The following is a 22,245-nucleotide window of genomic DNA, read 5'->3' on the forward strand; positions in this document are numbered from 1 at the left end:
TCTAATTTATTATACTTTCTAATTTAGATTGCAAAGTTAATATATTTTTTAGAGTTGATCTCTATTTAAACCTGTAAACATCACCTAATTAGTCCTTATTTTATTCATATTAAAAAAAACCTAAAAAAACACATATCTTGTTATATTTTAACTGTTTACAAAAAAAGATAATATAAAACATTCTTTTTATTTGTAATTGGTCTAAATTAAAATTATATTTGCCTAAAAATAAAAATTATTATGAAAAAAACATACATAGCTTTTGTTCTTTTATGTTTAGGGCAGCTTCTATTAGCGCAATATACATCAGGGATCAGAGGATATTTATTTGATGTAGAAGATAAACCGATAAAAAAAGCAACTCTCTACATTGACGGTGAAAAAATTTCTGAGATCGACAATCAAACCGGTTTTTTTGAAATATCGGGATTAAGTGATGGATTTCATAAATTTACCATTTCTTCTCCTAAATTCAATGATTATAACGAATCCGTTATTCTCAATCCTGATGAGGTAAAAGAAATTAATATAACATTATACGGTAAGGGAGATATTGATGATGTTACCATATACGGAACTAAACAAATACATGGTTTAGACATGATAACTCGTTTACCGGTTGCTCCGAGAGAATTACCACAAAATATCTCCGTAATTTCCAGTGAAATTATTAACGAACAGGGTGCTCTTACTATAACCGATGCAGTTAGAAATGTTCCGGGGGTTAACTTATTCGGTACTTATGGAGGCTCTTCGGAAAGTATGTCTATCAGAGGATATCGTGGAACTCCTGTGTTGAAAAACGGAGTTCAGGTTGATTCTGATTTTCGTTCTGCGTCTTTGTTGACAGATATGCAAGGGGTATCAAGCATTCAAGTTTTACGTGGATCAGCGGCTATAACTCAAGGTATTGGTAACGGATTAGGAAGTCCGGGGGGTGTAATTAATGTAGTTACCAAGACACCATTATTTTTAACCGGAGGAAATGTTGCTATTGAAACCGGAAGCTGGGGGTTATTTCGACCAACTTTTGATTATCAAACCATTTTGGACAAAAAAGGTACTGCTGCATTTCGTTTAAATGGTGCATATCAAAGAGCGGACAGCTATAAACCAAGAGTTGACAATAATAGAGTTTATATAAATCCTTCTTTTGAATGGAGACCGGATGATAGAACGACTGTTACTTTAGAAATGGATTATATCAATAACAATATAACTCCAGACAGAGGTACTGTAAATTCAACTGATGCCGATAAAAATAATTTATTAGATACTACCCATAAATTTTATGGTTGGACAACGGATAATCAAAATACTAGGACTACTACCTATAGCGCCAAAATTGTACGAAAATTAAATGAAGTATTAAGTCTACGTGCCTTATATGCGGCATCAATAAATAACGAAGAAACTTATGGATTAGGTTCTTTAGCTAGTCCTTATACTTTTACTGATAAAGCTACCGGTAAAAAAGTTTCGGATTTTTTAAGACGTACAAGAAATCTAACTTGGTCTGAAAGTGAAGATAAAAACAAAGTGATTCAGATTGATTTAATTGGAAAAAATTTATATACCGGTAAGGTAAAACATACTTTTCAGACAGGATTTGATTATAAGATCAATAATACGAATTCTACCACTCACGGAAAATACAGAAAAGATAAAGACGGTAAAGTTATGTTAGATCCAAAAACCGGTTTGCCTCTTATTGACAGATCCATTGAAGTAGATGTTATTAATATATTTGACAAAATACCTAATGTATTACCTAAGGGAATCAATAAATCATCTTTTGATGCCATAGCTTCTACCAGCTCCAGCGAATCTGAAGTTTATGGTATTATGATTCAAGATGCTGTTGAAATTAATGAATATATAAGAGCCAATGTTGGATTACGTTTTAGTCAAGATGCTAAAAAACCCAATATAGGAGCTGCTAATGAAGCATGGGATCCTTTTGTAGGAATCATGGTTAGTCCGGTAAAAAATATAAGTCTTTTTGGTAATTATGCTACTACAACCAATTTGCGTTCAGCAAGTAATCCTACCAAAGATGGAGGGACTATCGGATCTTCAGTTACCAACCAATTTGAAGTTGGAGTTAAATCTGATTGGTTTAATAAAAAATTGGATTTCAATGTAACCTATTACTTTATTAAAAATAATGATATTTCATATCAGATATACGAAAATGGAGTGGGAACAGGCTTTTACTCTAAAGCTGGTGATTTACGTAGAAACGGTATTGAAATTGAGGCAAACGGGCATATTTTAGAAAATTTACAAGTAATTTTAGGATATTCTTATTCGGATGTTCAATATAAAAACAGTGTTGCTTATGTAAACGGTTCCAGACCAATGAATGCTCCATATTCTACCGCTAACGGATGGGTACAATATTTATTTAATCGAGGAACATTAAAAAATCTTGTTTTGGGTGTAGGTGTTTATTATGTGGGAGATCGCCCAATTAATGACTACAGTTCAAACTTAAGAGCAGATGGACACGGTTCAACACCGGGCATTAAACCTTTCAACATGCCGGATTATACAACTGTTAATGCTCAATTGGGATATACGTATAAAAAAGTTGGTTTGAAATTCTTCTTTAATAATATATTCGATAAAATTGGTTATACTTCATATTATAGAGGAGGTTATATTAATCAAATCGATCCTAGAAATTTTAAACTTCAACTTTCATATAATTTCTAATTTTTTCATAAAATAATTTTTAATTACACTATAAAAACTACCTGCTTTGCAGGTAGTTTTTTATTTATAAAAGATTTTTATTTCTTAATAATTCAATATGATATAAATAGGATTGATAATTTTTGAAAATTAACTTATGACTTATACCACTTTTGCCAGGTTTAAAATTCCGTATGTATTACGTAATTTTTCATCTGTCTTAAAAACTTGTTTACATTTTTTGAAACGAAATTGAATATATGAGTTATTCTTCAAAATAGAATACTTTCTCTTTTTCAATTCATATATGTCCTAAGAAATTAGAGTTCAAATACCTTTTTATATTTATTGCATTTCTGTGAGATATTTCCAATACCTTTTAGGCATATGTTGTTTTTGTAGATTCAAATTAATTCTCTCTTTTATAGATAAAGCTTGAAAGTATTTTTTCCACGATTCTTGAAATAAAATTTCTTTTGAATCTAATAATTTTTCGTTGGGTTGTTCTGAATTAAAATATTCATTATCGCTTTCCAAAGTCATTTCAATCACTACTTTTCCATCATAATAAAATCCATAATTGCGGTTTAAATCATAAATAATCCAAGACTGTGAAGAAAATCGATCTTTAAAATGAGGAATCGCCAATGGTAAACTATTATAAATTGGATATACGGGAGCAAAATAAATTCCGTCTTTCGACTTTTTAAATCTTACAAATTGTTTCCAATTATAGCCTTCTTTGTAAACTTTTTTAGCCAAATTATGAATGTTAATAATGTCATCATCCCCAAAATCAGTATGCCCTGTAAATTTTGTATCAATGGCTTTTTTAATAAATTTATATAATAGCCAATCTCTATCATCTTGTTCTGATAACCAAACTGCTTGCATCATATTGAGAGATTCTTTAGACATCTTTTTCTCTAAATATGCCCAAGTTTTACTAACAATTTCATCTCGTGTTTGTATTTCAAGTAATTGATCAACGAACAACGGGAGTATTTCTCCCGATTGAATTAATAGTTCAGGACAAATTTTTCTTTCGTATGCTTCATAAATTACACATAAAAGCCCATCCAACGATTTATCATAAGAGAATACTATCATAATTTTAATAGCTTTTTTAAGGGAAAATCAAAGATATTTGATTGGTGTTTTGGGATGTATGTTTTTTGTTTACAAGTATTTTTTTTAGAAATTCAGGCTTTATTTCATTAATTGTTGTTCCTGACGAATCTCTACAGGTAATAAAATATTGGGCTCTTTTTATGATAACACCTATTTTTTTTAATTGATACCTATCTAATTTACCAAATTTACGGGAGGCTATAATCAATTTAGCCGATTTAATTCCGATGCCGGGCACTCGTACTATTTGCCTGTATTCTGCTGTATTTACATCAACAGGAAACATTTCGGGATGTCGAAGAGCCCAGGATAATTTGGGATCTACTTCCAAATCAAGGTTTGGGTTTGTATCATCAATTATTTCATCAGCCGTGAAATGATAAAATCTCATTAACCAATCTGCCTGATATAATCGATTTTCTCTTACTAGAGGTGCTTGTTGTAAAGCAGGAAGTCTGTTATCATGAGGATTGACCGGTATGAATCCCGAATAATACACTCTTCTCATGCTTGATTGCATATATAAAAGTGAAGAAACTTTCAATATATCCTGATCGGTTTCATTAGTTGCTCCGATAATCATTTGTGTACTCTGCCCGGCAGGGGTGAATTTAGGAATAGATTTATATTTTTTCTTTTCTTCTTTATATTCTAATACCCCGTTTTGAATGTACTTCATAGGTGCAAAGACACTTTTATGGTCTTTTTCGGGAGCTAAAAATTTGAGATTTTTTTCTGTAGGTATTTCAATATTTACGCTGAGCCTGTCTGCATATAATCCGGCTTGTGTAACTAACTCTTTACTGGCGCCAGGGATGCTTTTCATATGGATATATCCATTGTATTTATGAACCGTTCGGAGTTCTTTAATTACCCGCACCATTCTTTCCATTGTATGATCCGGACTTTTAACCACTCCTGAACTTAAGAATAAGCCTTCTATGTAATTCCTTTTATAAAATTCTAAGGTTAATTCCACCAATTCCTTAACGCTAAACGAGGCTCTTTTTATATCATTGCTTTTACGACTAATACAGTAGGCACAATCGTACATGCAATAATTGGTCATCATAATTTTTAATAAGGATACACATCTTCCATCTTCAGTAAATGTATGACAAATTCCTGAAGATGAAGTTGAGCCTATACCTCCGACTTTACTCTTTCTTCCAACTCCACTTGAGGAACAAGAAACATCATATTTAGCTGATTCTGCTAAAGTTGCGAGTTTATTGATAATTTGTTCATTCATATATAACAAAATTACAAATACTGCTATTTTTAAGGAAATATTAAATCATAAAAGAAACTTAAATATTTAATTAACAACTACTTAAGATAAATTTTTTATTTAGTTTTTTTAAATTTAGCCATTAAAAAAAACTATTTTCATAATTGGATGTTATTGATCATTTAATTATGCCAAGTTGTGTTTATTAACTTTCCATAACCAAATGACTGATTTTTATTATTTATTCAATAAGTTTAGTAATTTTTTAATCAGTGATTATGTCCGGATTCCATTTCTCCTGATTGTAGATAATAAACCCCTGAAATTACAAGTTCTTGATGAGGATCTAAATTAGTCACTTCCACAAAATTATTATTTGAATTTCCAATTAGTACTTCTTTTTGTTCTATTTGATTATTTTTTCTAATAAATACATAATTTTTACCTTCTTCTTCATATACTGCCTCTTTAGGTACAGTTAGCACTTCTTTACTTTTATTAATTATATATGCATTTACAAATCGATTTTCATAGAAATTTGTGTCAGGCAGTTTTGTTTGAATATCTGCATGAACCTGTATGGTGTTGTTTTCGGTACTTGTTACTTTTCCTATGATGTGAATAGTTCCTTGTAAGGTATCTGAAATTTCAGGCAATGTGAATTCAATTTTATGTCCTACAAAGAGGGTTGAAGCATATTTTGCGGGAACATTTAATTCTACATGTAGTTTTTCCTGATTTATTATTAAGAATAATTCTTCTGTGGTAGTGATTTGTTTACCGGGAGAAATTTCCTTTGCTTGAATAAATCCGCTTAAAGGACTTATAATTTTTAATTCCGGATTAATTTTTCCTGTTTTAATTATAGTAGCAGGAGAAAATCCCAGTAATTGTAATTCAGATTTCAGACTTTCATATTCTGCAGTTGAAACTTGATATGTTGCTAAAGATTGTTCAAACGATTTTCTGCTAATTGCATCACTTTCTAATAGGGCATTTTTTCGCTGATAATCCTTATATGCCAAGTTCATTGTATAATAACTTTCTAAAAATTGTTTTTGTAAAGAGATAAATGAAGGGTTATTTACCGTTGCCAATTCTTGCCCCTTATCAACGAAATCTCCGGTTATGAAGTTTATTTTTCCAATAAATCCATCTACTTTACTATGTATAGATGCCTTATTTTGAGGCAAGGCATGTATTACGCCGGTAACCATAATTTTGGATTCAATGGGACGTAATTCTGCATTACCGAATTTTATATCATTGGTTTTAATCTGTTCTTCGCTCAAGATAATTCCTGAATGTACACGGGATTCTTTTTCGATAGAGTTTTCTTTATTTTTAGATGAACAGGAATAACCAAGCAATATTGAAATAAAAAATAGTATTATATGAGTTATTATTTTCATGATGGATAAATTAATTGGATTGTGTTAAATAGTTTAGCTCAATTAAGGTTTGATTGTAGTTGTTTAATAAATCTAAATAGGTGGTTTGAGCATCTATAGAAGATTTTAATATACTGCAATATTGCAAATAGTCTATTTCACCATATTGGTATTTAATCGTCGCTATTTTTATCATTTTTTGTAGTTCTTCTGAATGTGAAGTTCCAAATATGCTTAATTCCTTATCTAAATATTTTTGCTGCTTTTTTAATTGCCTGATTCTTAAATATAAATTTCGTGTTATCTCCTTTTTTTTAAATTCAACATTGTTATTTTCAAGAAGAGTCTGTTCTTTAATTTTTTTATAAACATTGTTAAATAAGGGAATGCTTATATTAACCACACCCGCAAAATAACTGGTTTTGTGTTCAATGCTTTGCATTAATCCGCCAATTGAAAATTCAGGTAATTTTTTGGCTTTTTCCAGAATCAATGTTTTGTTATTAACATGCAGCTCTTTATCTAATTCATCCAAGTATAGATTATTCAAACTATCCGTCAAGGGATTTTTTTCTAATTTTTTAAATGATTCAAGAGGTACTATATTTTCATCAGCACTTATTCCACATAATGAATATATCTTATTTTCAACTTCCATATTTTCTTGCTCATTTATAGTTTTTTGCTGAATTACTTGTTCTAATTCTACCTTAAAAAATTGTTTTTCCATATAATCCGTCTCTCCTTTTACATATTTTAATTCAGCTTTCTTTAATCCTTCTCTATATATGGAATCTATTCGGGTAAATAAATTATTCTTTTCTAAGATATAAATCCATTTATTATATAATTGTTCTAATTGATAGGTTATTATATGTTTTTGTAAGTTAGATTTAGCCGTTAACCATTCTAACCGGCTATCAATGAGGCTCTTTTTTTTAGTTTGTGAAAATAGATTTCCTAAATCTTGTGACACTTCCCATTGATAATCAGCATCTTTATTGTTAAATTGTCCAAAACCGATAGTCATTGAAGTAGAATTGATTGTATAGGCATATTTTTTTTCAATCTTTTCTTTCTGTATTTGCAATTGACTAGATTTAAGCTCTCTATTTTCTTTATAAGCTCTTTCTACAAGGTAGGAAAGAGAAACTTTTTTTTGAGCACTCACTGAGCCAATACTGCCTAAAAAAATTACTATGATTAGCATCTTTTTTACATTTATATTCTTTTGAAAATTTTTATTTTCAAAAACATAATATAAAGCCGGAATAACGAGTAAGGTTAATAAAGTTGAGGTAACCAGTCCTCCAATAACTACAGTAGCCAAAGGTCTCTGTACCTCTGCTCCGTTTGATGTTGACATAGCCATTGGAATAAAGCCTAAGGTTGCAACCATTGCCGTTATAACCACCGGACGCAGACGGTTTAGTCCTCCTTTTTTAATTATTTCTTTTAGAGAAATATAGTTGCCTGAATTTTTCAGTCTATTTAATTCACTTACTAACACGATTCCATTTAAAACAGCAACTCCAAAAAGGGCGATAAAACCTATTCCTGCTGAAATGCTGAACGGCAATTCACGTATCCATAAAGCTATAATTCCTCCTATGGAAGCCAGGGGTACGGATGTAAAAATTAATATTGCATCTTTAAAGCTTTTAAAGGTTGTATACAATAATATAAGTATGATTACTAAAGCTATGGGAACTGCAATGCTCAATCTCGAAGTTGCTTCTTGTAAATTTTTAAATGCTCCACCATATTCAATAGAATATCCCGGTGGTAATTTGATGTTTTCTTCTACTCTTGATTGAATTTTTTGTACCAGGGAATTTATATCGGAATTACGCACATTTACTCCTATACTAATTTTTCTTTGCGCTTGTTCCCTTGAAATCATCATTGGTCCGGATTCATAATTCACGGTTGCCACTTCGGAAACGGGAATTAAATTTTGGGTAGCCGTACGTATTGGTAATTGATCTAAATTTAAATCTCTTCTATATTTTTCATCCAGTCGCATTACTAAATCAAAACGCCGTTCTCCTTCCATTATAACCCCTGATTTTACTCCTGCTATCCAAGATCGGATAACTTCATTTAAGGTAGTTATATCCAATCCATATTGTGCTAATTTATTTCTATCATAATTTATTTTCATTTGTTTTAGCCCTTCGGTTTGTTCTACTTTTACATCGGCTGCTCCTTCTATTTTATTTATAATCTGAGCCGTTTGATCTGCTACCTTTTTTAATTCTCTTGCATCCTCTCCATAAATTTTAATTACTATATCTGATTTTGCTCCTGTCATAAGCTCATTAAATCTTAATTGTATTGGTTGAGAAAATTCAAAAGAAGCTCCTAATATTATCGACAGCTTTTCTTTTATTTTTTCCACTAATTCATCTTGTGTTTTGGCTGAAACCCACTGATTTTTTTCTTTTAAAACAATCATGATATCTGAATCTTCTATACCCATTGGATCCGTTGGTATTTCAGCAGTTCCTATTTTTGAAATTACATGTACTACCTCCGGAAAATTGTCTTTAATTATCTTTTCAACTTTTGAAGTAGTGCGTATACTCTCTTCTAATGAACTTCCGGGCTGTATGCTCATTTGCATCGCTATATTTCCTTCTTGTAAGGTGGGAACAAATTCGGCTCCCATATTGGAAAAAACAAAGAGAAAAAAAAGCCAGATTACAAAAATGCTACCTATAAGAATATAGGGTATTTGCAACACTTTTTCTAAAACAGGCAAATAAATTGATTTTAATTTATTCATGATTTTATCTGCGAAGGTTACTTTGTTTTCAATATTTTTTTTAAGGACAAATGTTGACAATACAGGCACATAGGTTAATGATAATATAAAAGCTCCAATTATAGCAAAACTAACAGTGAAGGCCATGGGCCTAAACATTTTACCCTCTATTCCCTGTAAAGTCATAATGGGAATAAACACTAAAATGATAATAAGGATTCCGAAAGCTGCTGATTTATATATTTCTCCTGCTGTTTTAGATACTACGTTATCTAATTCTTTTTGAGTAAGCTTTTTTCCTAAATAGTTTGCATGTAAAACTGAAATGACCGATTCTATAATTATAATTGCCCCGTCTACAACTATTCCAAAATCTATAGCTCCTAAGGAAAGTAAATTTGCTGAAACTCCGAATAAATTCATCAGTATCAGAGCAAATAATAATGAAAGTGGAATAATGGATGCTACTATTAGCCCCGCTCTTATATCGCCTATTAAGATAATTACAACTAACATTACTATTATTCCACCTTCTAGTAAATTTTTTTTAACGGTTGAAATAGTCTTTTCTATAAGATTTGCTCTATCTAAATAAATATAAAGATCTAAGCCTTCAGGTAATGTTTTTTTAATTTGATTGATTCTTTCTTTTACCTTGTTAACTGTTTTATAAGAGTTTTCTCCTTTTAACATCAACGTGATTCCTCCAACCACTTCTCCCTTTCCATCCATTGTCATAGCTCCAAATCTTTGAGCAGAAGCATATTTTATTATCGCTATATCTGAAATTTTTATGGGTACTTGATCTTTTACTGTTATAACCGTATTTTCAATATCTTGAAAATTTTTTAGCCTTCCTTCTGTTCGTATGTAGAACAAATTATGTTTTTGTTGAATGTAACCGGATCCGGAATTTTGATTATTTTTCTCTAGTGCATTATTAACTTCTTCTAAAGTGATGTTATAACTTTGTAATAAGATAGGATCTATAGCTACTTCATATTCTTTAACTTTTCCTCCAAAACTTGAGATTTCTATTATTCCTTCGATTCCGTTGAGTTGCTTTTTAATTATCCACTCTTGAATAGTCCTTAATTCTTCAAGATTATAAGTAGATTCATATCCGGGATTAACTTTAATTATATATTGGCAAATTTCTCCTAATCCTGTAGTAATAGGCATTAATTGCGGTTCTCCTATTCCATCGGGAATTTCACTTATAGCGATATCTATTTGTTCTTTAACCAGCTGTCTGGCTTGTATTATGGGAATGTCTTCTTTAAATACAACGGTAATTATGGATAAACCAAATCTTGAAATAGATCGTACTTCTATAGCTCCGGGGATATTTCTTAATTCTGATTCAAGAGGTATGGTTAATAATTGTTCCACTTCTTGTGGAGCTAAGGTAGGTGAGGTAGTTACTACCTGCACTTGATTATTGGTTATGTCAGGAGTAGCATCTATGGGTATATTTTTAAGAGAATAAAGTCCCCATACCATTAATGCTACTACTCCCAATGCAACCAATAATTTATATTTTATTGATAAATCAATTATGGTTTGAAACATGATTAAAATGTTTGAATTATGAATTGAAATGGATCATTATTCTCATTATTTAAACAATAGTTTAAATAATGAGTTGTAATTCATCAATATTATTTTTTATGTAAAAAAAAACTGTTACTTAATTTTTTGAATAGAAACTTTAGTTACGGAGAATAAGAATCAATAATATATTTATTATCTCCGATTACTTAAATTAGTTTGAGTTTAAGGGATTTACTAATGGGGGAGCTCTCAAACCTCTTCCTAAAAATTTTTCAGAAATGGTTTTTGTATATGCATAGTAGAAATTTGAATCTTTATTCGAAGAATTTAATAATAGAAAATTATGCCCCAAAAAAGATTCCGGTATAATATAAATGAGTTGTTGAGAAAATTCATAATTAGAGATAGATAATTTAAAATCGTCTAAATTTTTTTCTCCTAAATTTATATGTTTGATTATATCTTCGAGTTTCTCGAATAAGTTTATAGAATGATTATTTTTAGCCTCAGATAAAAAACATTCGTGAAAAACAATTTCAAATTTAACCTTGTGCTGATGAGGAACAAAGGAATGTGCTACAATTAGTAACGTAGCAAAATATATGAATATTTTACTTATTATTTTCAAACATTACAAAAATATATATTTTATTAAAATAAATTAAATATTTTATATATTATTTTATAACAATAACTCTAAATTGCTTTCTTATCTCCTCCAACCGTTTTAAATACGGTACCTAAAATTATGACCATATCTAATAGGAAAGACCATTTTCTAACATAATAAATGTCTGCAATTATTCTTTTTTGCATATCTTCTCTGGAATTTATTTCCCCTCTGAAACCTTTTACTTGAGCTAATCCGGTAATACCTGGTTTAACATAATGTCTTAGGCTATATTTTATTAATAGATCATTATAATAATTATCTTGAAGAACCATATGTGGCCTAGGTCCTACAACAGACATATTTCCTTTTAACACATTGAAAAACTGAGGCATTTCATCCAAACTTGACTTACGCAATATACGACCTAATTTAGTCACTCTTGAATCACCTTTTACAGTGGCTTTAATGTCATTATCTTTACTGTTTTTCATCGTTCTGAATTTATAGCAATAAAATATATTCCCTCCTAATCCCACTCTTTTTTGAGCATAGATTACAGGTTTGCCAGATTCTAGTAAAATTGCTATTGCAATAAGCGGATATAGCCAACTTAAAATAAAAATTATAACAAACAATGAAAATAGAATATCAAATAGCCTTTTTATAAATTGATTCCAAAAATCATCTAAAGGAAATTTTTTAAATAACAGTATTGGAAATGTATCATAATATTCTAAATTTAAACTATAAAATGAATCATACACTGTGCTTGGAATAAATCTAATTTCAACATGAAGTTTTTGTGCTAATATTATCAGTTCATCATGTACTTTGTTTGAAAGTTTTCCATTTAATGAAAAAAATATAATTTGGATTTTCTCTTCAACTATATAATATTTTAACCTAGATAAATCAAATTGATACAAATTCTTTTTTTTATTATCATTTACACTTGATAAAAAAGTACCACAATTTATGTATCCATAATCTTTTCTTCTAGATAGAAAATTAATAAAAGAATGAGTGTTTTTATTCTCATCTATAAAAATGGCCCTTATGTAATTTCCACCTAAACTTCTATAAATTTTCAAAAATAAAAATAGAAAAGCTCTAATTATAAAGGTTAATATAAACAGAGAAATTAAAAAAGAAATTGTTACTTTATTTGAAAATAAATCATCTTTTTTTAATCCCGATACAGAGAATACTATTATGCTGAATAATATTATTTGATAAAAATTATTTTTAAAAATTGATATAATATTAGTTACTCTATCTACGACATATAATCGAGTTTTTAATGAAATAAAATACCAACTCATCAATAAGATTATCAGAGCTTTATAATGGGAATGGAATAAATCTTTTACATGTACAAAGTAAATATCTAAATTGTGATATTGGATTTTTAAAAAATGAAAAAATAAGATAATAATTAAAACTAAATCAAGTAATAGTTGAAGAATAAAACTATTCTTTGAATATTGAGTATATTTCATACATTATTAAATTTATAAAAAATAAAAAATAAACTAATATTTGATAAAAATAGTTAAATTTTCTTAAATAAATATTTTTTATTTTAGTATTTTAGTCTGTTTTAATATGAACATAATATTTACATAAAAATTATTAATTTCTCAAAATTATGGATAAAATAAAAGTTTTACATGTTGTTGAAGCTCTTGGTGGAGGTATTTATACTTATATCAAAGACTTAACGATTTTTTTTGGCAAACAATCTAACTTATTTGATACTACTATTGCATATTGTGGAAAACGTCGTGAAGTTGCTAATATAGATATTAAAAAGGAATTATCTAACGGGGTTTCATTAATTGAATTAGATATTAATAAAGAAATTTCTTTAAAAGATTTTAAAAGTATATATGAATTATTAAATATATGTAAATCATTAAAACCTGACATTATACACCTTCATTCATCTAAGGCAGGAGTTATTGGCAGATTTGTATCTTTATTTTACAAAAAAGCAGTTGTATTTTATACTCCTCATGCTTATTCCTTTTTACGTAAAGATATTTCTTATTTAAAAAAAGAATTTTATTATTACATAGAAAAGTATACATCCAAATTTTTTGGGGGAACAACAATTGCATGTGGAGATAGTGAATTTGAATATGGAAAAAAATTCGGAAAAACATTATTGGTGAGAAATGGTATTAACATTGAAACTATATCAGATAAATTTAAACCCGAACAAATTAATAATAAACGATTAGTTATAGGTATCATTGGAAGAATATCACATATTAAAAATCCCTGGTTATTTAATAATATTGCCAAAAATAACCTCGACATAGATTTTTTATGGATCGGAGACGGTGAATTACGAGATGCTATTACTTCTCAAAATATAACTATAACCGGTTGGTTAAATCGTGAAAATATATTTTATTATTTAAATCAATTAGATATTTATATACAAACATCTCTATGGGAAGGTCTACCTATAGCGCCTCTTGAAGCAATGACTTTTCAAAAACCAGTTCTTGCTACTAATATTATGGGAAATAAGGATATTGTAGTTCATGGAAAAACTGGATTCTTATTTCATGATGAAAACGATATCCAACAATATGTTGAAATTTTAAAAGATAGAGATATTCGAGAAGAAATGGGTAAAAATGGACTTACTCGCTGTAAAGAAGTATTCAACTTAAATAAAAACTTTAATAATTTGAAGAATATTTACTTAGACTGTTTAAATAAAAATAACCAAATAAACTAAAAAAAATACAGCTAAAAACTATACCGTCAAAACGAATTAAAAAGTCATCAGTCATATTTGATATTATGAAAAATAATGAAAAATAAATTATTAAAGAATTGTGCAATTTACATCCTATATAAAAAGGTATGAGCATAAATATAATTAATAAGATTAACCCCACTATTCCAAATCTTAATAAATAGTCTAAATATTGATTATGAACAGGAAATTTATACTTAAATAAAAATTTTTGATTAGTTTCACGATAATATTCAAATAATTTTCTTTTTCCATCAGATGCACCTACACCTATCCATAAGTTTCTTTTGGATAGGTCTATTGTGGATTTCCAAATAGTCAATCTTGTAACCATTGAATTATAAATCTCACTTTCGGGATCTTTAAATTCATCTAGCTTTCCCACTTTATCCAGATTATTAAAAGAAACTGTAGTATATTTTTTTATTATATATGGAAAAAAATTTATAAAAAGAAATATAAAAATCGCTAATAAAGCTGTTATTAAAACAGTTTTTTTTAATGTAAAAATGGATTTATATTTATGTAAAGTTAAATAAATAGTTCCTAATATCGCACAACATACCGCTATTCTCGTATTTATAATAAAAACTAAATTCAATAAAATTATATATATAATGAAATTAAATATACGGATTAAACGATTTTTATGTATATTATTATAATAAGTATATAATGCACAAATACAGCAAAATGAAACAATTAGATTAAGTGCAGGTGCGTGATTATTATCAATACTCCTTGAAAAACTATACCCCATATCCCACACATCTATTCCATTTAAATATTTTACAATATTTTCCCTAAATAGTACAATATATCTTACTGAGAAAAAAATTAGTGTTAAACACATAATTTTTGTCCAATAATTAATTATTCTAAATATTTCTATTTTAAATGGGGAAGTTAGAGTAAAAAAAGGAAAAAATAAATATATCATTTTTTTTTCTAATGATTTTATGCCATAATAAAAACTATCATTATTCCAAAAAAATAATATTTCAATTAAAAATGGAATAGATATCAATATTATCAAAAAATGAAATTTAATTTTATATTTTAATTTAAAAAAACTAAATACTAAGAATAAAAAATAAATTAAAATCAAAATTGAACATACTGATCTAAATATAATACTACTTAATATTAATAAAATAAATATAAAATTTATTTTTTCAAGCTTTTGATTTGTAAACATCATCAAATAAAATAAAATAAATAAGAGGGAAAATTCCAGCTTTATGTCTTATAGAAGACCCTAAATCTGGTTCAAACAAACCTTGAACTATGAAAAAAGAAAACACGATATAATAAATCCACCTAATGTTATCACTCTTTTTTAATTTCAATCTTTTTTTAAACCTCAAGGATAAACAACCAAATAAAAATATCTGCCATATTGCAAAAACTACAACTTGTGGCGCTAAAGAAAAAATGGAGTTAAATGGTATATTTACTACCATAAACCCATATAATATTGATACTGCTTCTCCATACCACGTATCAGTGGAAACAGGAGATATTATGACCGATTTCGCTTCTTCTCTAATTTTTGGATCATCTAAACGTACTTGATTTAATTCTGTCCTTGTTTGGTCAGACATGTAGTCTCCTTTTACATATCCATATGCCAAACTAATAAGGATTATTAATAATAAACCATATATAAACAGTATATATACATTGTTCGTTATACGTATTAGATGCAAAACACTAAATAACAACGTTATGATTAATACTAGAAAATAATAATTTCTAAATACTATAGCAAAAATTATAAGGAGTATGCAAACTATTATTCTATTTCTTATAATATGATTTTTCTTTTTACATATTACAACAAGTAAAGTACAGAATAAAAATGTAATAAATTCTTTAGTTTGCATAGATATATATATTCCTAAAAGGAAAAAGGCAAAATACATAAGACAGTTATTTACTCTTATTTTATCAAAATTGGAAGGAATTCCCATTTTAACTAATATATAAATAAGAATAGGATACTGTAATATAGCAACTACTGGAAAAGGTAACCATCGAACACCTGTATAAGTGTAAAATGCAATCGAAAAATTATAACTACCTATTATACCACTTAAATTCCACGTATTATTGATAATTGTCAATGCATCTGAAAAATATTTCTTAGGTAATATAAAGCTACTACAAATTGCTAAAATACACCCTAAAAAAGCTAAACTATAAAAAACAAATTGACTTTTAGTTATTACTAAGTTATTCATTATTATTTAAAAATTTAAATATTTGTGAAGAAATATTTTCCCATCTAAGTGATTCTTTCTTTTTACGCATTTTTTTAGCTAGATAATTTCTTTTATCTTGGTCATGTATTAAACCTGATAAACCTTCTTTTAAAGATTCCTTATTGGGTTCAACCCAAATACATTCATCATCATTTAATTGTTCATGAAAACCTCCAACATTGGTACATACCATAGGTAACTCTGAATTTATCCCTAACGTTATAACTCCAGATTGAGTAGCTTCTAGATATGGTAAAACTAAAATATCAGCCCAATTTAAAAGTTTTCCAATTTCTAAATCTGAAAGATATTTATCTTGAATTTTTAATTTATTTGATTTTTTGATTTTTGAATCATAAATACTTTTTCCGGCAATTATACATTCATCTATGCTCCCTGCAATTTCTTCAATAACTTCAGAGAGAAGTTCCACTCCTTTATATGGACTAATTCTACCTAGAAAAAGTATTTTTTTTCCACGATTAACTTTAAAAGGGGAATTAATTATAAATTTATTTTCAATTAAACCATGAGGTACAACAATGCTAGGTTTAATTATTTTTAAAGAATTTTCCACATTTGATTTGACATAATTAGTTAGATAAATTAGTTTGGTACTAAATTTAATATTTAAATTAGAATACCATTGTATAAAACAACCATTTTCACCCTTATGTAAAATTCCATCATGTACGGTCATTATTACATCTCGTCCTAATATCCTAAATAAAAGAATAAAAGGAAAATTCCATAAATGAAAATAAGGTAAATATAACTTTTTATAATTTCTTATAATTGTGGGTAAATGTATTGCAATATAATAGGGAAGAAAAAATAAAGTATTAATTATAAATGAAATAGTAGAATTAAATGTTTTTACAGTTTTTTGGTTAGGTATTGTAATTCCACCAATCAAATATTTAGATTTATAATAATCATAAGATTCTTTAGGAAAATGTAAAACTATGCTATCTGAATATAACGGTAAACTTCCTGTTCTCCCAAAAGATAAAATCATTATCTTATTTTTCATTTTTTAAATTTATCTCAATATTATCTTAAGTATCAAAGCTAACCTATCCCATTGCCTTCGCTTTATTCTATTTATTATAATAGGTATAAAACTTAAATATATTGTCGGCAAGTTATAAAATTTTAAATTTTTCTTAGCAAATAATATTTTATTTTTTAAAAAATAATAATCTGCGAATAAAGTTTTTCTTTGTTTTCCATCTTTTCCACAGTTTATAGTTGTTCCATGTTTATGATAAATATGAAATTTTGTTATGATTAGCGATTTCCACTTTCTCTTCTTTGCTCTGCTCGCATAATCCCATTCTTCAAAATATAAAAAATAATCTTCATCTAAAAAACCTACATCATTAAAACATTCTTTTTTTATAAACATAGAAGCACCAATTGGTATTAGATTATTTATATCAGATTTTGAGATATCAGAAAATTGTTTATTTTCATATAAAGGAAAAGTATGAGCTAGCCAAGGATTAAATTTATTACCAACACATTGTAATTTTTTAGGAAAATCATAATAACACAATGAATTACCAACTAATCCAACATTATTTTTTTCTTTACTCATTTTAATAGAGATATTGCGTAAAAAATCAGTAGGAATTACCGTATCATTATTTAGAATCCAAATATAGTCATATTTATCCTGCTTTTTAAGAAACTTTAAAACTATATTATTTGCCGCTGAGAATCCTTTATTTTCTTTTGCTTTTATAAATACAATTTTTTGTTCAATTACTTTCTTTATTTCAATTTCTTCTTCATTAATAAATAATATATCATTATTATTTTTATGAGAAATTGGATAAACAAGATCTGGAAATTTTGTACTTAAATTCAAAGGAACGTTTAAACTCCATTTTTTAAACATTTCATAATCCTTTTCTCTAGTAGAATTATCCACAACGAACAACTGAAAATTTTGTTCAGTTGATTTAAGTATAGACTCCAAACATTCCAATGTATCTGAATATCTATTATGATTTACTATAGAAATCTTATATATCAACTTAATCTAATATTTTTTGTTAAAGAACTTAAATGCTTATTCCAAGAATTATCTGTGTAATTGCTATTATGATATTGAATAAAATAATTATTATCAGAAATTATTTTTTCTATAACGGATTTTAATTGCTCACTATTATCTTGATCAATTATTTTTCCAAAATTATTATTTTTAAGAAGAATATCTTCCGCACCACCAATTCGTGTTGTTATTATATAATTTTGAAATCTATAAGCTTCAGAAAAAACTATTGGATAGCCTTCACTTCTGGAAGTTAGCACAAAAACTTTAGCCCGATTATAATATTCCCATAAAACACTCTTATCATAAATAGGACCTGTAAAAATTACTTTTTCTTTTAAATGAGTGTTAATAGCAAAAAATTGTTTTATCTCTTTTTTAAAATCATCATCGTAAGGCCCTATAAAATAAAATAACCAATTATTTACATTAGACAATTTATCTATAGCATTTAAAAACATTTGTGAGTTTTTTTCAAATGCTCCTAATCGCCCAACTGTTATAAATATATTCTCTTTCTCTTTAAAAGACCTAATTTTTAATGACAGCTTACTTAATTCCTCTTCATCAAAACCATTTTCAATAAAAAAAATTTTTTCAGGTATATTTAAATTCTTTTTCCATAATTGATATGCTAAATCAGTTTCCAAAGAAATATAATCACTTTGTTTAAGTAAGATATTATAAATCCTATTTTTAATGAAAGAGGCATTTTTTCTTACTTCTATTATATCTTTTCCACCATCTACTTTTAAATAAAACTTTCCATTTGGATTAACAAGTTTATATAACATACACAAAATGGCACTTGTTGTACGAAAATGAAAAGTCATCAATAAATCAATTTTTTTTCCTTTAAAAATCACATAAAACAAAGATGATATAAAAAAAGAGATTTTTTCTAAACCTTTTAGTAAGAAAATATTTTTAAGCGGAATTAAATTGATATTTCTAAATTTATCTTTAAAGAATCTATTTGTTAATTTATTTTGATAAACTATTGTTGTTTTGCATTTTAATTTTTTCCCTAAATAATAAGGTACCAGAAATACATCTTTCCCCAAATGTTCCTTTTCCAGATTATAAAAAATTAATGTTAAATTATTAATATTCATTTCTATAATACTTTTAAAAACATAAAAAATAATTTTTTAAAGAATTAAAATAATCTCAATATCAATAAATATTTTATACCATAAATTCAAATAAAAAAATTATCAACTAATGAAGTAAGTATTTTTATAATAATTTTCATGTTATTTTTTAGTAATTAAGGTGATCGTCTCTTAAATTTATTATAATTATATAAAAAATAACCTAAAAAATCATCATTTTAACAGATTTTGTTAATCAAAACTAATATAATTAATATTTATATTTGCCAAAAGTTAGATATTAAAAATAGTAACAAAATTTGTAACTCTATCTTTATGATCAATTTCTAATTTAGGATTAATTAAAATCAAATTTATATTGTTCATTGCTTTATATTTTTAAATATTTTATGAATCGACATAATACGCAAAAATATTCATTTAGGATAAATTAAACAACAATTATAATTATTTTATTTACTAAAATTACTCCTTATATATTATACGATAAGATAATTTTTTGGTAAATTTTATATTTAACCCTATTTAATATTATTATCTAAGAAAAATTATAATATAATTTATTAAATGAAATAAAGAAATAACATAAATTTCAAATAATAAATTAAATAAAATGAGCGAACAAATAATAATATAAATTAATAAATAAACATCCCTTTTAAACTATCTTTCCAGTCAGGAATGGAAATACCAAATGTATTTTTAATTTTAGTTTTATCCAGTAAGCTGTATTTAGGACGTTTTGCCGAAGTTAGATAATCCGAAGTTAGTATAGGATTGATTTTTATTTTAGATTTATTTATTTTTTTTATCTCTTCACTGAATTGATACCATGAACATTCTCCTTCATTAGAGTAATTATAAATACCATAAGCCCCTATATCATTTTCAATAATAGTTAGGATAGCATCTGCTAAATCCAAAGCGTTCGTAGGCGATCCTATCTGATCTTTTATGACATTTATTTCATCTTTTTCCTTAAATAATTTTAACATCGTTTTCACGAAATTAACTCCATAGGGAGAATATAACCATGAAGTTCTTATAATATATGTTTTAGGATTATAATATTGTGCAAACACTTCACCATTCAATTTTGTTTGACCATATATACCTAATGGAGCTACCGGATCATCTTCTTTGCGTGGTGTAGATTCTTCTCCTGAAAATACATAATCAGTAGAAATATGTATAAAAGTTGCTTTTTGCGATGCACTAGCTCTAGCCAAATATTTTACTGCATCTGCATTTAATTTTTCGGCCATCTCAATATCCGATTCTGCTTTATCGACCGCCGTGTAGGCCGCACAATTAATGACATAATCAAATCTATTTGAAAAAAAATATGTTTTTACAAACATTTCATCCAACACATCCAATTCCTGAATATCTGTAAAAACAAAACTATAATTAACAAGAGGTTTATCTTTTATTCGTTGCTTTAACGATCTCCCTAATTGCCCATCCCCTCCAGTAATTAAAATTTTTTTCATAATTTATATTTCAATTGGTTTAAAATCTTTAAATGAAATACCATTTAAATCTTTATTAGAAAGAATTTCTTTGCCGTTCTCAATTCCCCAATCGATGTTTAAATCTTTATCCAAGGGATTAACATTAATTTCGTTTTTTTTATTATAATATCCTTCACATTTATATGCAAATAATACTGTTTCTGATAAAACAGAAAAACCATGTAAGAATCCTTTGGGAATAAATAATTGTTTTTTATTTTTTGAAGATAATTCAACAGAAACATATTGCCCGAAAGTTGGAGAATTTTTTCGTGTATCCACTGCCACATCGATTACTTTCCCTTGTAAAACGTATACCAGTTTAGCTTGGGCAAACGGAGGTAGTTGTTGATGTAAACCTCTTATAACCCCATAAGAAGACATTGAAACGTTATCTTGAACAAAATTAGGTTTATAACCTAATTGTTTTTCAAATTGTTTAAAATTATACGTTTCCATAAAATAACCACGAGAATCCTCAAAAACCTTTGGTTCAACAACATAACATCCTTTGAGTTTGGTTTCAGTTACAATCATTTATTTTTTTAAATAATTTTTTTATTTTTCTTTCTCAAAATTTCTACTCTCTCTTCAAATAAATTTTCAGGTATAGTTACACAAATTTCTTCAAATAATTTCATAAATTGTTCAGGCTGAACTTCAGATTTTCGAGTTGCTAAATTAAAATATATTAAAGTAACCCATAAGGAAGCATGTGTTATACTCTTATCCTTACTCAACATTAGTACTTCTACAGTATTAGTTCTATCTGTATATTTTATAATTTTGCTTGTAATTACAATGTCTTTATTATATCTTACTTCTTTTATATAAGCAATTTGATTTTGCAAAGCAACCCATAGACATCCCGTTTTTTTAGACTGTTCAAAATTATCCAATTGATAATTATCTAAACAATGATCTTCTCTTGCATTAAGCATATAATCAAAATATCGAAGATTAGAAAGATGGCCTATAGGATCACAATCTGCAAATCTTACTCTATATGTAGATTCCGGTTCTTTAATTTTCATTTTGTAAATTTTATGATTTATTTTTCTAATTATTAAATAAAATCATTTTTTCTACAATAATAAAAAAAAGTTACCAACTATTAATAATTATTAAAATTT

At 27.2% G+C, this 22,245-nt stretch carries 16 protein-coding genes; 2 read left to right on the plus strand and 14 right to left on the minus strand.

Annotated features, from left to right (window positions below):
* Positions 1–240: 240 nt before the first annotated feature.
* Positions 241–2,718, plus strand: coding sequence for a TonB-dependent siderophore receptor (locus tag GFV00_RS05000; RefSeq protein ID WP_160556983.1), 2,478 nt, complete (start codon positions 241–243; stop codon positions 2,716–2,718).
* Between the two features lie 324 nt (positions 2,719–3,042).
* Here GFV00_RS05000 and GFV00_RS05005 read toward each other — a convergent pair whose 3' ends face one another.
* From GFV00_RS05005 to GFV00_RS05030, 6 genes are all read right to left on the minus strand, one after another.
* A complete protein-coding gene (locus GFV00_RS05005) occupies positions 3,043–3,807 on the minus strand; it encodes a TIGR03915 family putative DNA repair protein (protein ID WP_160556982.1) in 765 nt (254 codons plus the stop codon).
* A 16-nt stretch (positions 3,808–3,823) separates the two neighbouring features.
* Positions 3,824–5,080: a putative DNA modification/repair radical SAM protein gene (locus GFV00_RS05010; protein WP_160556981.1), complete on the minus strand. Its 1,257-nt coding sequence runs from the start codon at positions 5,078–5,080 to the stop codon at positions 3,824–3,826.
* Positions 5,081–5,328: 248 nt separating this feature from the next.
* On the minus strand, positions 5,329–6,471 hold the full coding sequence (locus tag GFV00_RS05015) for an efflux RND transporter periplasmic adaptor subunit (protein ID WP_160556980.1): 1,143 nt from the start codon (positions 6,469–6,471) through the stop codon (positions 5,329–5,331).
* Positions 6,472–6,481: 10 nt separating this feature from the next.
* Positions 6,482–10,789: a CusA/CzcA family heavy metal efflux RND transporter gene (locus GFV00_RS05020; RefSeq protein WP_160556979.1), complete on the minus strand. Its 4,308-nt coding sequence runs from the start codon at positions 10,787–10,789 to the stop codon at positions 6,482–6,484.
* Positions 10,790–10,982: 193 nt separating this feature from the next.
* Complete coding sequence (locus tag GFV00_RS05025; protein WP_160556978.1) at positions 10,983–11,399, minus strand: hypothetical protein; 417 nt, start codon at positions 11,397–11,399, stop codon at positions 10,983–10,985.
* 68 nt (positions 11,400–11,467) lie between these two features.
* Entirely contained in the window at positions 11,468–12,883 is a 1,416-nt protein-coding gene (locus GFV00_RS05030) for an exopolysaccharide biosynthesis polyprenyl glycosylphosphotransferase (RefSeq protein ID WP_160556977.1), read from the minus strand.
* Positions 12,884–13,032: 149 nt separating this feature from the next.
* Between GFV00_RS05030 and GFV00_RS05035 the strand changes: the two genes are divergently transcribed.
* On the plus strand, positions 13,033–14,136 hold the full coding sequence (locus tag GFV00_RS05035; protein ID WP_185149984.1) for a glycosyltransferase: 1,104 nt from the start codon (positions 13,033–13,035) through the stop codon (positions 14,134–14,136).
* Here the strand turns inward: GFV00_RS05035 and GFV00_RS05040 are convergent.
* The 8 genes from GFV00_RS05040 to GFV00_RS05075 all read right to left on the minus strand — a co-directional run bounded on the left by GFV00_RS05040 (position 14,078) and on the right by GFV00_RS05075 (position 22,146).
* Complete coding sequence (locus GFV00_RS05040) at positions 14,078–15,358, minus strand: O-antigen ligase (RefSeq protein WP_306434006.1); 1,281 nt, start codon at positions 15,356–15,358, stop codon at positions 14,078–14,080. The genes GFV00_RS05035 and GFV00_RS05040 overlap by 59 nt on opposite strands.
* Positions 15,333–16,400: a hypothetical protein gene (locus tag GFV00_RS05045; RefSeq protein WP_160556975.1), complete on the minus strand. Its 1,068-nt coding sequence runs from the start codon at positions 16,398–16,400 to the stop codon at positions 15,333–15,335. Before GFV00_RS05045 ends, GFV00_RS05040 begins: the two co-directional genes overlap by 26 nt.
* Positions 16,393–17,454 (minus strand): glycosyltransferase family 4 protein, encoded by a 1,062-nt coding sequence (locus tag GFV00_RS05050; protein ID WP_160556974.1) that lies wholly within the window; start codon positions 17,452–17,454, stop codon positions 16,393–16,395. The genes GFV00_RS05045 and GFV00_RS05050 overlap by 8 nt, the downstream gene beginning before the upstream one ends.
* A gap of 9 nt (positions 17,455–17,463) precedes the next feature.
* Complete coding sequence (locus GFV00_RS05055) at positions 17,464–18,462, minus strand: glycosyltransferase family 2 protein (protein WP_160556973.1); 999 nt, start codon at positions 18,460–18,462, stop codon at positions 17,464–17,466.
* A complete protein-coding gene (locus GFV00_RS05060) occupies positions 18,459–19,598 on the minus strand; it encodes a glycosyltransferase family 4 protein (RefSeq protein WP_160556972.1) in 1,140 nt (379 codons plus the stop codon). Before GFV00_RS05060 ends, GFV00_RS05055 begins: the two co-directional genes overlap by 4 nt.
* Before the next feature lie 638 nt (positions 19,599–20,236).
* Positions 20,237–21,091 (minus strand): dTDP-4-dehydrorhamnose reductase, encoded by an 855-nt coding sequence (gene rfbD / locus GFV00_RS05065; RefSeq protein WP_160556971.1) that lies wholly within the window; start codon positions 21,089–21,091, stop codon positions 20,237–20,239.
* Positions 21,092–21,094: 3 nt separating this feature from the next.
* A complete protein-coding gene (rfbC, locus tag GFV00_RS05070) occupies positions 21,095–21,649 on the minus strand; it encodes a dTDP-4-dehydrorhamnose 3,5-epimerase (RefSeq protein ID WP_160556970.1) in 555 nt (184 codons plus the stop codon).
* A gap of 8 nt (positions 21,650–21,657) precedes the next feature.
* On the minus strand, positions 21,658–22,146 hold the full coding sequence (locus tag GFV00_RS05075) for a thioesterase family protein (protein WP_160556969.1): 489 nt from the start codon (positions 22,144–22,146) through the stop codon (positions 21,658–21,660).
* Positions 22,147–22,245 lie beyond the last annotated feature (99 nt).

The sequence above is a fragment of the Apibacter sp. B3935 genome (assembly GCF_009827705.1).
Classification (GTDB): domain Bacteria; phylum Bacteroidota; class Bacteroidia; order Flavobacteriales; family Weeksellaceae; genus Apibacter.

Bases quoted from the DNA above. Each gene is read 5' to 3' on its own strand.
- GFV00_RS05035 (WP_185149984.1), top strand. From the start codon at position 13,033: ATGGATAAAATAAAAGTTTTACATGTTGTTGAAGCTCTTGGTGGAGGT.
- GFV00_RS05030 (WP_160556977.1), bottom strand. From the start codon at position 12,883: ATGAAATATACTCAATATTCAAAGAATAGTTTTATTCTTCAACTATTA.
- GFV00_RS05000 (WP_160556983.1), top strand. From the start codon at position 241: ATGAAAAAAACATACATAGCTTTTGTTCTTTTATGTTTAGGGCAGCTT.
- GFV00_RS05015 (WP_160556980.1), bottom strand. From the start codon at position 6,471: ATGAAAATAATAACTCATATAATACTATTTTTTATTTCAATATTGCTT.
- GFV00_RS05050 (WP_160556974.1), bottom strand. From the start codon at position 17,454: ATGAAAAATAAGATAATGATTTTATCTTTTGGGAGAACAGGAAGTTTA.
- GFV00_RS05075 (WP_160556969.1), bottom strand. From the start codon at position 22,146: ATGAAAATTAAAGAACCGGAATCTACATATAGAGTAAGATTTGCAGAT.
- GFV00_RS05010 (WP_160556981.1), bottom strand. From the start codon at position 5,080: ATGAATGAACAAATTATCAATAAACTCGCAACTTTAGCAGAATCAGCT.
- GFV00_RS05040 (WP_306434006.1), bottom strand. From the start codon at position 15,358: ATGATGTTTACAAATCAAAAGCTTGAAAAAATAAATTTTATATTTATT.
- GFV00_RS05045 (WP_160556975.1), bottom strand. From the start codon at position 16,400: ATGAATAACTTAGTAATAACTAAAAGTCAATTTGTTTTTTATAGTTTA.
- GFV00_RS05005 (WP_160556982.1), bottom strand. From the start codon at position 3,807: ATGATAGTATTCTCTTATGATAAATCGTTGGATGGGCTTTTATGTGTA.
- rfbD (WP_160556971.1), bottom strand. From the start codon at position 21,091: ATGAAAAAAATTTTAATTACTGGAGGGGATGGGCAATTAGGGAGATCG.
- GFV00_RS05060 (WP_160556972.1), bottom strand. From the start codon at position 19,598: ATGAATATTAATAATTTAACATTAATTTTTTATAATCTGGAAAAGGAA.
- GFV00_RS05020 (WP_160556979.1), bottom strand. From the start codon at position 10,789: ATGTTTCAAACCATAATTGATTTATCAATAAAATATAAATTATTGGTT.
- rfbC (WP_160556970.1), bottom strand. From the start codon at position 21,649: ATGATTGTAACTGAAACCAAACTCAAAGGATGTTATGTTGTTGAACCA.